The sequence below is a fragment of the Pseudomonas sp. G11-1 genome (assembly GCF_024031555.1).
GTDB classification, from domain to species: domain Bacteria; phylum Pseudomonadota; class Gammaproteobacteria; order Pseudomonadales; family Pseudomonadaceae; genus Halopseudomonas; species Halopseudomonas bauzanensis.
In genome coordinates this window covers 153603-168616 of record NZ_QEYQ01000004.1, presented here as the reverse complement: position 1 = coordinate 168616, position 15014 = coordinate 153603, and the positions used below count along the sequence as shown (strand labels likewise).

General features: G+C 61.0%; 17 protein-coding genes. 4 read left to right on the top strand and 13 right to left on the bottom strand.

What is annotated here, in order from left to right; genetic code table 11:
• The first annotated feature begins 5 nt into the window (after nt 1–5).
• The 3 genes from bioD (at nt 6) to DHB74_RS13185 (ending at nt 3218) form a co-directional block, all read left to right on the top strand.
• Complete coding sequence (gene bioD / locus DHB74_RS13195; protein ID WP_280165211.1) at nt 6–710, top strand: dethiobiotin synthase; 705 nt, start codon at nt 6–8, stop codon at nt 708–710.
• Between the two features lie 48 nt (nt 711–758).
• Nucleotides 759–1067: a flagellar basal body rod C-terminal domain-containing protein gene (locus tag DHB74_RS13190; RefSeq protein WP_136869056.1), complete on the top strand. Its 309-nt coding sequence runs from the start codon at nt 759–761 to the stop codon at nt 1065–1067.
• Nucleotides 1068–1412: 345 nt separating this feature from the next.
• Entirely contained in the window at nt 1413–3218 is a 1806-nt protein-coding gene (locus tag DHB74_RS13185) for a phenylacyl-CoA dehydrogenase (RefSeq protein WP_499161682.1), read from the top strand.
• A gap of 450 nt (nt 3219–3668) precedes the next feature.
• Here DHB74_RS13185 and egtB read toward each other — a convergent pair whose 3' ends face one another.
• From egtB to yjgA, 3 genes are all read right to left on the bottom strand, one after another.
• Nucleotides 3669–4877: an ergothioneine biosynthesis protein EgtB gene (gene egtB / locus DHB74_RS13180; protein ID WP_499161681.1), complete on the bottom strand. Its 1209-nt coding sequence runs from the start codon at nt 4875–4877 to the stop codon at nt 3669–3671.
• A gap of 1 nt (nt 4878) precedes the next feature.
• Nucleotides 4879–5853 (bottom strand): L-histidine N(alpha)-methyltransferase, encoded by a 975-nt coding sequence (gene egtD, locus DHB74_RS13175; RefSeq protein WP_499161680.1) that lies wholly within the window; start codon nt 5851–5853, stop codon nt 4879–4881.
• 75 nt (nt 5854–5928) lie between these two features.
• Nucleotides 5929–6453, bottom strand: coding sequence for a ribosome biogenesis factor YjgA (gene yjgA, locus DHB74_RS13170; protein WP_136869060.1), 525 nt, complete (start codon nt 6451–6453; stop codon nt 5929–5931).
• Nucleotides 6454–6549: 96 nt separating this feature from the next.
• On the opposite strand from yjgA, the gene pmbA reads away from it, so the two are divergent.
• Nucleotides 6550–7908, top strand: coding sequence for a metalloprotease PmbA (pmbA, locus tag DHB74_RS13165; RefSeq protein ID WP_499161679.1), 1359 nt, complete (start codon nt 6550–6552; stop codon nt 7906–7908).
• A 54-nt stretch (nt 7909–7962) separates the two neighbouring features.
• Here pmbA and DHB74_RS13160 read toward each other — a convergent pair whose 3' ends face one another.
• The 10 genes from DHB74_RS13160 to DHB74_RS13115 all read right to left on the bottom strand — a co-directional run bounded on the left by DHB74_RS13160 (nt 7963) and on the right by DHB74_RS13115 (nt 14853).
• Nucleotides 7963–8241 (bottom strand): HPr family phosphocarrier protein, encoded by a 279-nt coding sequence (locus tag DHB74_RS13160; protein ID WP_036992805.1) that lies wholly within the window; start codon nt 8239–8241, stop codon nt 7963–7965.
• On the bottom strand, nt 8238–9092 hold the full coding sequence (gene rapZ / locus DHB74_RS13155) for an RNase adapter RapZ (RefSeq protein ID WP_036992804.1): 855 nt from the start codon (nt 9090–9092) through the stop codon (nt 8238–8240). Before rapZ ends, DHB74_RS13160 begins: the two co-directional genes overlap by 4 nt.
• Before the next feature lie 5 nt (nt 9093–9097).
• The gene (ptsN, locus tag DHB74_RS13150; RefSeq protein ID WP_036992801.1) at nt 9098–9547 is read right to left on the bottom strand and encodes a PTS IIA-like nitrogen regulatory protein PtsN; all 450 of its coding nucleotides are present in this window, start codon (nt 9545–9547) and stop codon (nt 9098–9100) included.
• 20 nt (nt 9548–9567) lie between these two features.
• Nucleotides 9568–9876 (bottom strand): ribosome hibernation-promoting factor, HPF/YfiA family, encoded by a 309-nt coding sequence (gene hpf, locus DHB74_RS13145; protein ID WP_036992799.1) that lies wholly within the window; start codon nt 9874–9876, stop codon nt 9568–9570.
• A gap of 96 nt (nt 9877–9972) precedes the next feature.
• Entirely contained in the window at nt 9973–11472 is a 1500-nt protein-coding gene (locus DHB74_RS13140) for an RNA polymerase factor sigma-54 (protein ID WP_499161678.1), read from the bottom strand.
• A gap of 84 nt (nt 11473–11556) precedes the next feature.
• On the bottom strand, nt 11557–12282 hold the full coding sequence (gene lptB, locus DHB74_RS13135) for an LPS export ABC transporter ATP-binding protein (protein ID WP_136869063.1): 726 nt from the start codon (nt 12280–12282) through the stop codon (nt 11557–11559).
• Entirely contained in the window at nt 12269–12805 is a 537-nt protein-coding gene (gene lptA, locus DHB74_RS13130) for a lipopolysaccharide transport periplasmic protein LptA (protein ID WP_036992793.1), read from the bottom strand. The genes lptB and lptA overlap by 14 nt, the downstream gene beginning before the upstream one ends.
• A complete protein-coding gene (lptC, locus tag DHB74_RS13125) occupies nt 12792–13364 on the bottom strand; it encodes an LPS export ABC transporter periplasmic protein LptC (RefSeq protein WP_169304577.1) in 573 nt (190 codons plus the stop codon). Before lptC ends, lptA begins: the two co-directional genes overlap by 14 nt.
• Nucleotides 13361–13885 (bottom strand): KdsC family phosphatase, encoded by a 525-nt coding sequence (locus tag DHB74_RS13120; protein WP_499161677.1) that lies wholly within the window; start codon nt 13883–13885, stop codon nt 13361–13363. The genes lptC and DHB74_RS13120 overlap by 4 nt, the downstream gene beginning before the upstream one ends.
• Entirely contained in the window at nt 13882–14853 is a 972-nt protein-coding gene (locus DHB74_RS13115; protein WP_036992791.1) for a KpsF/GutQ family sugar-phosphate isomerase, read from the bottom strand. The genes DHB74_RS13120 and DHB74_RS13115 overlap by 4 nt, the downstream gene beginning before the upstream one ends.
• Nucleotides 14854–15014 lie beyond the last annotated feature (161 nt).

Sequence of the window (15014 nt, the reverse complement as noted above, 5' to 3'; positions counted from 1 at the left end):
CCGACATGCCCCAGCGTTATTTCATCACCGGCACCGATACCGAAATCGGCAAGACCACCATCGCCGCCGGGTTGCTGCACGCAGCGCGGCAGCGCGGCTTGACCACCGCCGCGGTGAAACCGGTCGCAGCAGGTTGTGAAGTTACGCCGGAAGGTTTGCGCAACGACGACGCCCTGGCCTTGCAGGCCGAATGCTCGCCGCCGCTGGATTACGCTGCGCTCAACCCGGTAGCACTGGCGCCGCCGATCGCGCCGCATATCGCTGCCCGGGAAGCAGGGCTCCAGCTTTCCGCTAGCCGGCTCGCTGATGCCTGTTTTCGGGTCTTCGAGCGTGGTGCCGACCTGACATTGGTGGAAGGCGCTGGCGGCTGGCGAGTGCCGTTGAACGATGACCAGACTCTGGCCGATCTGGCCCAGGAGCTGGGCGAGCCGGTAATCCTGGTGGTGGGCTTGCGCCTGGGGTGCATAAATCATGCGCTGCTGACCGCCGAGGCAATCGCCGCCGACGGTCTGCGGCTGGCCGGCTGGGTGGCCAACCAGGTCGATCCGCAGATGGATCGCCAGCAACATAATCTGGAAACGCTCAAGGCGATGCTGCCGGCGCCATGTCTGGGAGTAGTGCCGCGGGTGGAAGGGGGGCGGCCGGCGGAAATTGCCAAATACCTCGCACTGGACACGCTGCTCGAGCCGACCGCCGGTCTGTCATCCTGAAACGACATGTGCTTGAATGGGCATATTGCCACTATGTGAGCTTATGCCATGGCCTCGCTCGATCTACTTTCCTCCGGCTTTGACGCCGTACGTCAGGGCCAGTACCGCGCCAATACCGCAGCCGCGGAGATCGCCCGCGCCGGCGCGCCGATCAGCGCATCGGCGGCCGCCGCTATTCCCCTGCAACCCGCCACCGGCCAGCCGGCGGCGACCACTCAGGTCGACAGCAACCGGCCGGTGAATCTGGCCAACAGCCTGGTCGAACTGCAGCAGGCGCAACGGGAAGTCGAGGCGGGTGCCTCGGTTATCGATACCGCCGATGAAGTGCTGGGTACGCTGATCGACATCCGAGCTTGACCGGTTTTCCCGGGCGTTATCCAGCAGGCTGTTCGCGAGTAAGCCCGCTCCCACAATAGGACTCCTGATATGGCTGAGCATCGGCTCGACCAGCGGAGTGCCTGAAATATCTTTCATCGAGCTGGTGCTCGACGCCCCCAGGAATGCTGTGCTGCATAACGCACACGCCCGATCCCAACTCTGCGACCTTTACTGCTAATCTCGAACTTCACCATGTTCCCCGGTTTTTCATCCGGCGGGGCTTGACATTGCTGTGGCTGAAACGTAAGTTTCAAACACGCGTTTGAATGGGCCCTGTGGCTCGTCGCCGTCCCGAATCCTGAAATAATCGTTGAGGTCAGTACCATGCCAGAATACAAGGCTCCCCTGCGTGACATCCGTTTTGTTCGCGACGAAGTACTGGGTTATGAAGAACATTACAGCAGTCTGCCGGGATGCGAAGATGCTACTCCCGACATGGTCAGTGCCATTCTCGAGGAAGGTGCCAAGTTCTGTGAACAGGTCATCGCCCCGCTGAACCGCGTCGGTGACACCGAAGGCTGCACCTGGTCCGCCGAGGGCGTGAAGACGCCGACCGGCTTCAAGGAAGCCTACGAGCAGTTCGTCGAAGGCGGCTGGCCGAGCCTGTCGCTGGACCCCGAGTACGGCGGCCAGGGCCTGCCCGACTCCCTGGGTTTGGCCGTCAGTGAAATGGTTGGCCAGGCCAACTGGTCCTGGGGCATGTACCCCGGCCTGTCCCACGGCGCGATGAACACCATTGAAGCCCACGGCACCGACGAGCAGAAGCAGGTCTACCTGACCAAGCTGGTATCCGGCCAGTGGACCGGCACCATGTGCCTGACCGAACCCCATTGCGGCACCGACCTGGGCATGCTGCGCACCAAGGCCGAGCCGGCCAGCGATGGCAGCTACAAGATTTCCGGTACCAAGATCTTCATCTCCTCCGGTGAGCATGACATGGCCGAGAACATCGTCCACATCGTACTCGCTCGCCTGCCCGATGCTCCGGCCGGCACCAAGGGTATTTCCCTGTTCATCGTGCCCAAGGTTCTGCCGAACGCTGCTGGCGAAAACGGCGAGCGTAACGGTGTCAGCTGCGGTTCGCTAGAACACAAGATGGGTATCCACGGTAACGCCACCTGCGTGATGAACTTCGACGGCGCCACCGGCTTTTTGATCGGGCCGCCGAACAAAGGCCTGAACTGCATGTTCACCTTCATGAACACCGCACGCCTGGGCACCGCACTGCAGGGCCTGGCCCATGCCGAAGTCGCCTTCCAGGGTGGCATCAAGTACGCCCGTGAGCGTCTGCAAATGCGTGCTCTGACCGGCCCGAAAGCCCCGGAAAAGCCCGCCGACCCGATCATCGTGCATCCGGACGTGCGCCGCATGCTGCTGACCATGAAAGCCTTCGCCGAAGGCAACCGCGCCATGGTGTACTTCGCTGCCCAGCAGGTCGACATCATCAAGCGCAGCACCGACGAAGAGCAGAAGAAGCACGCCGATTCCCTGCTGGCCTTCCTGACCCCGATCGCCAAGGCGTTCATGACCGAAGTCGGCTTCGAAGCGGCCAACCACGGTGTGCAGATCTACGGTGGCCACGGCTTTATTTCCGAGTGGGGCATGGAGCAGAACGTGCGTGATTCGCGCATCTCCATGCTGTACGAAGGCACCACCGGTATCCAGGCGCTGGACCTGCTGGGCCGCAAAGTACTGATGACTCAGGGCGCGACCCTGCAGAACTTCACCAAGATCGTGCACAAGTTCTGCAAAGGCCAGGAAGGCAACGAGACCATTCAGGAATTCGTCGGCCCGCTGGCAACCCTGAACAAGGAATGGGCTGACCTGACCATGAAGGTCGGCATGGCTGCCATGAAGGACCGCGAGATGGTCGGTGCCGCCTCGGTGGATTACCTGATGTACTCCGGTTACGTCTGCCTGGCCTACTTCTGGGCCGACATGGCTCGCGTAGCGGCCGAGAAACTGGCTTCCGGCGAAGGCGATGCTGCCTTCTACAAGGCCAAGCTGCAGACCGCGCGTTTCTACTACCAGCGCATCCTGCCGCGTACCCGCACCCACGTTGAAGCCATGCTGTCCGGTTCTGCGAACCTGATGGACATGGACGAAGAGAGCTTCTCGCTGGGCTACTGATAGCCTCGCGTTGAGTGATCTGCGAAGCCGCTCCCGGTTGCCGGGGGCGGCTTTTTTGTTGTGTGGTGCGGCTGGTTCTGTGTCGGTGCATAGCCGGCTGGCCCTGACCGGACCCGCTCGAGCCGTCCATGGGCGCTCGTGTGGTGGCCTTCCCTGGCCACCACACGGTCCAGTCAGGGCCAGCCGGCTACGCACTTGCCAACTATATGCACGCTGATAGATTTTTTACGTCATTAGTGACAGGGCGACGGGTTATCCAGACTTGCTTTTGCTTTTACCAGCAGCAGCTTCGATGTAGGTAAGGGCTGAGCCGGTGGAGGTAGTGCGGACCGTCGATTGCCATGGATGGCAATCGCGAGCCTACATGGATGTATTCACGGCGTGTCCGCATTGCCTCCACCGGCTCGGCCCCACCCCGCAAGCCGCCCCAAGCCATCAACGAACAATCGACTAAACGCTATCCCACGCCAACCGCACCCCACTGAACTGCCACCGCGCCCATGCCGGAAAGAAGTTGCGATACGAAGCCCGGCTATGTCCTGTTGGCGTGGCCAGCGAGCCGCCGCGCAGGACCATCTGGTTGATCATGAACTTGCCGTTGTATTCGCCAACCGCTCCCGCAGCGGGCTGGAAGCCGGGGTAGGGCAGGTAGGCGCTGTTGCACCATTGCCAGACCTCGTCGAACAGACCTTCCAGCCGCTGTTCCTCGGAAGCGGCATATTCCCATTCCGCTTCGGTAGGCAGGCGAGCGCCGGCCCAGCGGGCGTAGGCATCCGCTTCATAGAAGCTCACATGGCTGAGGGTCGCATCTTCATTCAGCGGCTGCAGCCCGTGCAGGGTAAAGACCTGCCAGCCGGCGTCGTGGTGTTGCCAATACAACGGAGCGTGCCAGCCTTCGCTGCAAACCTGATCCCAGCCGTCGGACAGCCACAACTCGGAGCGCTGATAGCCGCCGTCACGGATAAAGGCCAGGTACTCGCCGTTGGTCACATTGCGGCTGGCCAGGGAAAACGGCTCCAGCCAGACGCGGTGGCGCGGCAATTCGTTGTCATAACAGAACCCGCGGCCGGCATGACCAATATCCACCAGACCACCGTTGCAGTGCAGCCGCTCAGCGGTTGCACCAGAGCCTGCACGTTGATCATCACCGGTCTCCCGCCATGCCGGAAACAACGGATTACGGGAAAAGTGGTGTTTCAAATCGGTCAGCATCAATTCCTGATGCTGCTGCTCATGATTCAAACCAAGCTCGACCAGTGCGACCTGCTCGGCAGGCATCTCCGCTGCGGCGAGGGCTTGTTGCATGTGCTGATCGACATGGCAGCGATAGGCCAACACCTGCTCCAGCGTAGGCCGTGACAACATCCCTCGTTCCGGTCGTGCGTGGCGGTCACCAACGCCGACATAGTAGGAATTGAACAGCACCTTGAAAGCGGGATCGAAGGGCGCTGGTGGCTGGGCCAGTGCCGCCAGGATGAACGTCTCGAAAAACCAGCTGGTATGGGCCAGATGCCATTTGAGCGGACTGGCTTCGGCGATGGATTGCAGTTGGCAATCCTCCGGCGTCAGCCCTTCGATCAGGTTCAGGCTCCGGTCGCGCACCTGACGGTAGCGGGACAGCAGCACGGCGGCTTCGGTGTGGGGTGGTTGCTGGGTCATCTCAAGACTCCGCCAGAAACACACCGAACCATTGCTGCGGATCGGTCCACAGGTGCTGACAATGGAACCCGGCCTCGGCCAGCAGGGCGCTGAAGCCATCGGTGGTGTATTTGTGTGAATACTCGGTGAGGATATATTCGCCCCTGTGGAAGTGCCGCTCGGTGTGGCCCAGCCGAACACGATGCGGGTGTTTTGCTACCAGACGCATCTCGATCCGATTCTGCTCGCGGTCATAGACTGCCTGATGGACGAAGTTGGCCGGTTCGAAATCGGCATGCAGCAGCTGGTTGACCACGCTCAGCACGTTCAGATTGAACGCGGCGGTCACGCCCTCGGCGTCATCATAGGCCGCTTCCAGAATAGGGCTGGGTTTCACCAGGTCGATGCCGATCAGTAGTTGCCCGCGAGCACCGCACTGCTGACGAATGCAGCGCAACAGGCGCAAAGCATCGGGGCGGGTGAAGTTGCCGATTGATGAGCCGGGATAGAAGAACACCGGCGGACTGGCGCGGTCTTCGGCAAGCAATTCGGCCAGATCGAGATGACGGGTGAAATCGCTGACTACGCCGATGCATTCCAACTCCGGATGATCATGGGCAATATCGGCCAGACAGCTTTGCAGAAAGTCGCCGGCAATATCGACGCCGATCAGCCTGGCCGGAGCGATATGTTGCAGCCAGCGGCGTGACTTGCTGCAGTCGCCGCAGCCCAGGTCAATCCATTGGGCGTGATTGACCAGCGCCAAGCTGATGTCATCCGCGCAGCGCTCGAAGATCGCCGCCTCGGTGCGGGTCGGGTAGTACTCCTCAAGCTCGCAGATGCGGGTAAACAGCTCGCAGCCGGTGTCATCGTAGAAGTATTTTGGATTGATGCGTGCCTGGGGTTGCAGGAGCCCATCAAGCAACTGCTGATATTCATTGTCGTGATCAGGCGGTAGCAGGTTTTCCAGGCGGGGGAGTGGCGTGGCGATATTCACGGCAGGTCCTGTGGCTTGATGTTCTATTTGAACCTAGCACATCAGCCACAGATCGCCATTACACGCGGCTGCGGATTATTCCGCGTTTTCGACGACCTCACGGATCAGCTTGAATAGTTTGCGCGAGGCGGCCGGCGGCTTGCCTTCGGCTGCTTCCTTGCCGGCCTGGCGCACCAGTTGGCGGATGGTTTGCCGATCGGCATCGGGGTAGGCTTCCATGAAGGCCTGCTGTTCGTCCGGCTTGCCAGTCAGCAGCCGGTCGCGCCAACGCTCCATTTGATGGAAGAACTGGGCATGGGCCTGGCTGCTGCTATCGAGTCGAGCGAGGTAAGCCTCTATTGCTTCCACATCTTGATCCCGCATCAGCTTGCCAACGAAGCTGAGGTGCCGCTTCAGCGCGCCTCGGGCGGTGTGGCGGTGGGCCTCGTCCAACGCCTTGCGCATCTCATCGGTGAGGTTGAGCTTTTCCAGCTGGTGAGGCTTGAGTTCGGTCAGTCGGCGCCCGAGCTCCTGCATGGCGTGCATTTCGCGTTTGACCTGACTCTTGCTCTTCTCGTCATCCAGCTCGTCATTGTCGTGTTCTTCAGGAAAATCTGTCATGGTTTGCTGCCCGTTCACCGGTTCTGTTCAAGGCGTCATGATACCCGTTCACAGGGCGGCTGTCCGGGGTACAATGGCCGCCTACAAGGAGATCACATGACCGAACAGCTTCCTGTCCAGCACGATGACGACCCCAGCGCCCTATGCCAGCAGCTCGAGCAGCGCGTGGCATTCATTCTCGATGAGGCCCGTCGGCAAGGTGCTTCGGCCTGCGAGGTGGCGGTCAGTCAGAACACTGGCTTGTCCGTTGGCGTGCGCCGCGGTGAAGTTGAAACGGTGGAACTGAACCGGGACCAGGGCTTCGGCATCAGCCTGTATCTGGGCCAGCGCAAGGGCTCGGCCAGTACCTCGGATACGTCCGACGAGGCGATTCGCTCGGCGGTCGAGGCGGCCCTGGCGATCGCTCGCAATACCTCACCTGACAGTTATTCCGGCCTGGCCGATGCCGTCCTGATGGCGAGGGATATCCCGGATCTGGATCTATATCATCCCTGGGCGCTGGATGCTGATGCGGCCATCGAGCGGGCACTGAGCTGCGAGGCGGCGGCGTTGGCAATGGACCCGCGGTTGAGCAGTGACAGCGCCAACCTCAGCAGCCAGCAGGGTTGCCGGGTCTACGGCAATAGCCACGGTTTCATCGGTAGCTCGCTGGGAACCCGGCACAGCGCCTCGGCGGTCCTGATCGTCAATACTGAAGACGGTATGCAGCGTGACTACTGGTATACGGTGGATCGCAAGGCCGAGCGGCTGCTGGGGCCGGAAGCCCTGGGGCAGAAGGCTGCTGAGCGGGCACTGGCACGGCTGGGCGCCAAGCCGGTGAAAACCGCCAAGGTGCCGGTGCTGTTTGCCGCTGATCAGGCGGCCGGTCTGCTCGGCAGTCTGGTCGGATCGATTTCCGGCGGCGCGGTTTACCGCCAGTCCACCTTCCTGCTGGATGCCATGGGTACTCAGGTATTTCCCGAGTGGGTCACCATCGATGAGCGTCCGCACCTGCTGCAGGCGCTGGGCAGTGCCGGTTTCGACGGCGACGGCCTGGCGACCCGGGCGCAGAGCTTCATTCAACAGGGTGTGTTGCAGAGCTGGGTGCTGAGCACCTACTCGGCCCGCCGGCTGAAGCTGGCCAGTACCGCCAATGCTGGCGGTGTGCATAACCTGCATATCAATTCCAACGCCGGTGACCTGCCGGCGCTGCTGCGGGAAATGGGCACTGGCCTGCTGGTCACCGAGCTGATGGGGCAGGGCGTCAATGGCGTTACTGGCGACTATTCACGCGGAGCCGGCGGTTTCTGGGTGGAAAACGGCGTGATCAGCCACCCGGTGCGGGAAGTGACCATCGCCGGTAACCTGAAGGACATGTTCGCCAACCTGCGCTGCGTCGGCTCGGATATCGAGCGTCGCGGCAACTACCTGACCGGCAGCTGGCTGGTGGATGGCATGACGGTGGGCGGGGTGTAGAGTCAGTCTTTAACGCCTGTTAGCGGGCTTGCCTGCTGGCAGGCCCTGGCTGCGCTACTCGCCTTCACCAAAGTAGTCATTGATCAGCCCGATCAGTTCCGCCATGGCCTGTTCGGCATGTTCGCCTTCACAGCTGATGCAGATCTCGCTGCCCTTGCTGGCGGCCAGCATCATCACTTGCATGATGCTCTTGCCGTCGACCATCTGTTGCTCATCACCGCCGACCCTGACGCTGCACTCGTGCTGCTTGGCCACATTGACAAACTTGGCGGCTGCCCGGGCATGCAGGCCGAGTTTGTTGATGATGCGCACGCGTTCGGTCAGTTGGGTCATGGCAGGTCCCGGTGGCGGATGAGCAGGTTGGAGGAATGCACACTGAGCTCCCTGACCAGGCGTTCGGCGATATATACCGAGCGGTGATGACCGCCGGTGCAGCCGATGCCGATGCTCATGTAGCTGCGCTCACCAGCGGCATAGCGCGGCAGCCACTTCTGCAGAAAATAGAAGATGTCCTGGTACATGTCCTGAACATCGGGCTCGGCGTCCAGGTAATCGCGGATCTGCTGGTCCTTGCCGGAAAACGGCCGCAGGTCGGGCTTCCAGTAGGGGTTGGGCAGGCAGCGAACGTCGAATACCAGATCGGCATCCACCGGCACGCCGCGTTTGAAACCGAACGACTGGATCAGGATCGACGGACTGTTGCTCTGGCTGCTGAGCAGACGCTGCTTGAGCAGGTCGCGCAGCTGATAGAGCGTCAGGTGACTGGTGTCGATCTTCAGGCTGGCCAGGTCGATGATGGGTTCGAGTAGCTTCAGTTCGGCCGCGATGGCTTCACCGAGGGACAAGTTGCCGTCGGTCAACGGGTGCTTGCGGCGGGTTTCCGAGAAGCGCTTGATCAGTACCTCATCGGTCGCGGCAAGGAACAACACATCGCAGTGAATACCGGCGTCGCGTACCTGCTTGAGCAGGTCCGGGAAGCGCTCGAGATCACTGGGCAGGTTGCGGGCATCGATGCTGATGGCGACCTTGGGCAGGCTCAGGTCGGTATTGTTGGCCTGCCGGGCCAACTCCGGCAGCAGGCCTGCCGGAAGGTTGTCGATGCAATAGAAACCATTGTCTTCCAGGAGGTGCAGAGCGGTACTTTTACCGGATCCGGATCGTCCGCTGACTACAACCAGGCGCATCAGTATCAGCCTCCGCCAACCATGACCCGATACAGGGTTTCTGCATCTGGCGCCTGTCGCAGGGCCTCGCGCAAATCTTCCTGGTCAAGTTTCTCGGCCAGCATCTTGAGTATCTGCAAATGCTGCTCGGTGGCCTCGTGGGGCACCAGCAGTACGAAAATCAGATCGACCGGCTCACCATCCAGAGAGTCGAAGTCGATCTTGCTGTCGAGCTGGAGCAGGGCACCGATGGCATGGGTGCACTGCTCCAGCCGGCAATGGGGAATGGCGATGCCATTGCCGAAGCCGGTCGACCCGAGCTTTTCCCGGGCGATCAGGCTTTCATAAATGGCATCGGAGTCCAGATCGGTGTGCTGGGCGACCATATCACCGATCATTTCCAGCACCCGTTTCTTAGAGCCCCCCGGCACACTGGTGAAAGTAAGCTGGGGGGTGAGTACGTTATCTATCTGCATGGGTTCGCTGCTTTAAAGCCTTACCGGTCATTGACGCCTTGCTGGCGGCCAATGTGTTTTTCCTTATGTTTGATCAACTGGCGATCCAGGCGGTCAGCCAGCAGGTCGATGGCGGCATACATGTCGGAATGTTCCGCTTCGGCAACCAGATCGTTGCCGGCAATGTGCAGGGTACCTTCGGCCTTCTGCTGAAGCTTGTCCACCTCCAGAGTGATCTGAACGCTGATGATCTTGTCGAAATGCCGCTCGAGGCGGGCCATCTTTTCGGTAACGTAATCACGCAGTGCGTCGGTGATATCGAGCTGAAGACCAGTGATGTTCATTTGCATAACACTTCTCCTGATTGGCTTGATAACCGGAGTACCATTGTCGGTGACTCCATGGTGCCACTTCTCGTTGCCGATTTCATTGATCCAACAATTGATTCAGACCAGACGTTTCCTCTCGCTGGATGGCGCTATGTTGAGGGACTCGCGGTATTTGGCGATGGTCCGTCGCGCGACATGGATGCCCTGTTCCTCAAGTAGACCAGCGATCTTGCTGTCACTCAATGGTTTCTTCGGGTTTTCCGCCGCGACCAGCTTCTTGATCAGCGCCCGAATGGCGGTGGAGGAGAACTCGCCGCCCTCGCTGGTGCTGACATGGCTGGAGAAGAAATACTTGAGCTCGAAGATGCCCCGCGGCGTATGCATGAATTTCTGTGTGGTCACCCGGGAGATGGTCGACTCATGCATGCCCACGGCTTCGGCGATGTCGTGCAGTACCAGCGGTTTCATGGCTTCTTCGCCATGTTCGAGAAAGCCGCGCTGATGCTCGACGATCTGGGTTGCGACCTTCATCAACGTCTCGTTGCGGCTCTGCAGGCTCTTGATGAACCAGCGCGCTTCCTGCAGATGGTTGCGCAGGTAGGTGTTGTCGTTGCTGCTGTCAGCTCGCTTGACCATGGAGGCATACTGACTGTTGACCCGGACCTTGGGCGCAGCCTCCTGGTTCAGCTCGACGATCCAGCGGTTCTGGTCCCGCCGTACGATGACATCGGGAATCACATATTCTGCTTCACCGGAGGCGATCTCGCCGCCGGGGCGCGGGTTCAGCGTCTGGATCAGCTTTACCACTTCGCGCAGCTGATCCTCCTTCAGCCGGGAGCGGCGCATCAACTGGGCGAAATCGCGGCTGCCGAGCAGCTCCAGGTGGTCGCGGACCACACGTTTGGCCTGCTCCAGCATGGGCGTGGTAGCGGGCAACTGCTGTAACTGCAGGTGCAGGCATTCGCTCAGGTTGCGGGCGCCAACACCGGTCGGCTCGAACTGCTGAATCCGGTGCAGCACCATCTCGACCTCATCCAGCTCCACTTCGAGGGCTGGGTCGAGGGAGGTCAGAATGTCTTCCAGGGATTCTTCCAGATAGCCATCGGCGTTGATGCCATCGATCAGGGCGATAGCGATCTGATAGTCGGTGTCCGACAACGGCAGCAAATTGAGTTGCCACTCAAGGTGGCTCTGCAGGGTCTCGCCAGTGCCGGTGCGCGCGGTAAAGTCCCAGTCTTCATCATCTGAACTGGGCAGGGAGCTGGCAGAGGTCTGATAGATATCCTCCCACTGGGTGTCGACCGGCAATTCGTTGGGAATCTGCTCGTTCCAGTTGCCTTCTTCTTCGCCGTGGCTGTGCTGGTCAATGGCCTCCAGCTCAACGGGCTCGGGCAGGGCCGTGGCGGGGGCATCGTCGTTGCCAGCGGTATCGCTCGCACTGAGGCTGAAATCATCATCGCCGTCGTCGGCCATCTCCAACATGGGATTGGCTTCCAGTGCTTCCTGCACTTCCTGCTGCAGATCCAGGCTGGACAGCTGAAGCAGCCGAATGGCTTGCTGCAGCTGTGGAGTCATGGTCAGCTGCTGCCCCATTTTGAGGACGAGCGTTGGTTTCATAGTGTTGCGGTTTACCTTGTGCGCTGTTCAAGTCATTGAGAGACAACTAAAAACATGGCCAGCATGCCTCATTCCGTTGGGCTTTTACAAACGGAAGGCATGGCCCAGATACACATCGCGTACCAGCTGGTTGGCGAGCACTTCCTCGGCGTCACCTTCGGCGATGATATGGCCGTCATTGACGATATACGCCTTGTCGCAGATATCCAGAGTCTCCCGCACGTTATGGTCGGTTATCAGTACGCCGATGCCCTTGTCCTTGAGGTGCTGGATGATCTGCTTGATATCATTGACCGAGATCGGATCGACCCCGGCGAAAGGTTCATCAAGCAGAATGAACTGCGGATCGGTTGCCAGTGCGCGGGCAATTTCAGCGCGGCGTCGCTCTCCACCGGACAGGCTCATGCCGGCGCTATCACGCAGGTGATGGATATGGAATTCACGCAGCAGGGAATCCAGTTTGCCTTCGCGGCCCTGGCGGTTCAGGTCCTGACGGGTTTCCAGAATCGCCATGATGTTGTCCGCGACGCTGAGCTTGCGAAAAATGGAGGCTTCCTGCGGCAGGTAGCCGATGCCCTGGCGCGCCCGGCCGTGCATCGGCAGGCGGGTGACATCCTGGTCATTGATCAGAATGCTGCCCTGGTCTGCCTTGACCAGGCCGACGATCATATAGAAGCAGGTGGTCTTGCCGGCGCCGTTGGGGCCGAGCAGGCCGACCACCTCGCCACTGCTGATCGACAGGGATACATCCTGTACTACCTTGCGCGATTTGTAGGCTTTGGCCAGGTGGCGTGCTTCAAGTTTCGTCATTGGTTGCCGGCTCGGTGCGCTTGCGTGGCTGGATGATGATCTCGATGCGCTCGGCGGATTCCCCTTCGGCGGCATCGGCTCGACCGGCGTCTACCACCTGGCGCTCGATGTCATAGCTGACACGCTGGCCCTGGAAGGTATTGCCGGATTGTTCGAGGAAGGCCTGGTCGATCAGGACCACGCGATTGGCGGCGGCGTGGTATTCGATGGTCTGGGCCCGCGCGTCCACTGGACTGCCGTCCGCTTCGGGCTGCTGCCGGTAAGTGGCAGGCGAGCCCACCGAGACGACCTTGCTGACGTCGCCGGCGTCGTTGGTGGTCAGGGTCACGCGATTGCCGGTCAGGCGCATGCTGCCCTGGGTGATGATGACGTTGCCTGTATACACGGCGGTGCTGCGACGGTCGTCCAGGGTGGCGGCATTGGCCTGGATGCGGATCGGCTGATTGGCATCATCGGGCAGGGCCAGCACTGGCGTGGCCGCACCCGTCAGCAGGGCCAGGCAGAGGATTCTAAAGGGCTTCATGTTCGCCTCTTACGTTGGACAGCAGCTTGATGGTGCCGTCATTGAAATTCGCTTCCATACCGGTGGCTGTGGTCACGCCGTTGGCGGCCTCGATTCTGACGCTCCGGTCAGTTTCGGCAAAATGCCGGTGGGGGAAGATGCTCAGGGCCGGCGTCGACAGGCGCCGCAGTGGCTGGCCCGTCAACTGCTGTTCAATCACTACGTTCTGGCTCAGGTCCACCCGATCCCCCCCAGCGCTGACTTCGCCGTAGCGGGCCTGCACATCCCAGGGCTGCTGCTCGCCTTCGCGGTAATACAGCAGTTTTGGGTCATCCAGTTCGGTCACGTCGTCACCGACCTGGTGCGCGGCACGTACACTGTCCAGGTCATATACCGGCTGGCCATTGGCGTCGAGCTGGCGGATCCGGGCATTGTCCATGAAGAAATCGGGCTGAAGCGGGTCCTGAATCACCTGTGGCGTGAAACTGGCTGGGCGGATGTTCCAGTAACCCACCGCCAACGCCAGTGCCACGGCGAGCAGGACAATGCCGCCGGTAACCAGATAACGTGGGATCTTCACAGGTAAGCTGCCTGGGCGCTTTCCAGGGTGCCCTGGGCGCGCATGATCAGTTCGCAGAACTCCCGCGCCGCGCCGGCGCCGCCGGCATTGCTGGTCACGCCGTGGGCATGCTGGCGCACGAAGGTATCCGCGGTGCCCACGGCCATGCCGAGGCCGACGCGGCGCATGACCGGCAGATCCGGCAGGTCATCGCCGAGAAAGGCGATCTGCTCCATTTCCACTGGCACCAGGGCGCGCAACTCGGCCAGTGCGGTGAGCTTGTCCTCGCGCCCCTGGATCAGGTGCTGGATACCCAGGTTGGCGGCGCGGCGTTCCACCAGCGGCGAGTTGCGGCCGCTGATGATCGCAGTCTGCACTCCGGAGGCGATCAGCATTTTGATGCCGTGGCCATCCAGAGTATTGAAGGATTTGAATTCGGTGCCGTCAGGCATGAAGTACAGACGACCGTCGGTCAGCACGCCATCGACGTCGAAGATCGCCAGACGGATGTTGCGGGCGCGTTCGAGCAGCTCGTTGTTCATACCACCCCCGCGCGTAGCAGATCGTGCATGTTCAGGGCGCCGACCGGCTTGCCGTCGGCATCGACCACGAACAGGCCGCTGATCTTGCCGTCTTCCATGATTTTCAGCGCCTCGGCGGCCAGTACACCCTGGCGGGCGGTCTTGCAGCGCGGCGTCATCACCTGCTCGATGCGGGCGTTGCGGATATCGATGTCCTGGTCCAGGGTGCGGCGCAGGTCACCGTCGGTGAAGATTCCGGCAAGCCGGCCTTCGCCATCAGTGATGCCGGTCAGTCCCAGGCCCTTGCGGGTCATTTCCAGCAGCGCATCGCGCAGGGGCGTGTCGGGCGATACCAGCGGCATCTGTGGGCCGCTGTGCATGATGTCATCCACCAACAGCAGCAGGCGGCGACCGAGGCTGCCGCCGGGGTGCGAGAAAGCGAAATCCTCGGCGCTGAAGCCGCGGGCCTCCAGCAGGGCGATGGCCAGGGCGTCGCCCATCACCAGTGCGGTGGTAGTGCTGGAGGTGGGGGCCAGGTTCAGCGGGCAGGCTTCCTGTTCGACGCCGGTGTTCAGGTTGGCAACAGCGGCGCGGGCCAGTGTCGAATCGGGGTTGCCGGTAATGCTGATCATGGGAATGCCCAGGCGCTTGATCAGCGGCAGCAGGGTAACCACTTCAGCGGTATTGCCCGAGTTGGACAGGGCGATGACGACATCATCACGGGTGATCATGCCCATGTCGCCGTGACTGGCTTCGCCTGGATGCACGAAAAACGCCGGGGAGCCGGTGCTGGCCAGGGTGGCGGCAATCTTGCGACCGACATGCCCGGATTTGCCCATGCCGGTAACGACAATGCGCCCCGAACACTGGATGAGAGTGGCGCAGGCAGTATCGAAGTGGCCTTCGAGCCGGGTAAGCAGGCTGTCGACGGCGTCACGTTCCATACGGATGGTGCGTTGCGCTGATGCGGTGTAATCGAATTCTGGCATGGGCTTTGATATCTGTTTTCGGTCAGCGCTGAGTATAACGTTTTGTGGCGGGCGGCTCATCTGTGTTGTTGCTGCGCTTTTCTGGTGGAAAACAAATGAAACCCATGCAGCTTGGGCTGCAACGGCGGAACTGGTATATTACCCCGTTCATTTTTCCGTCA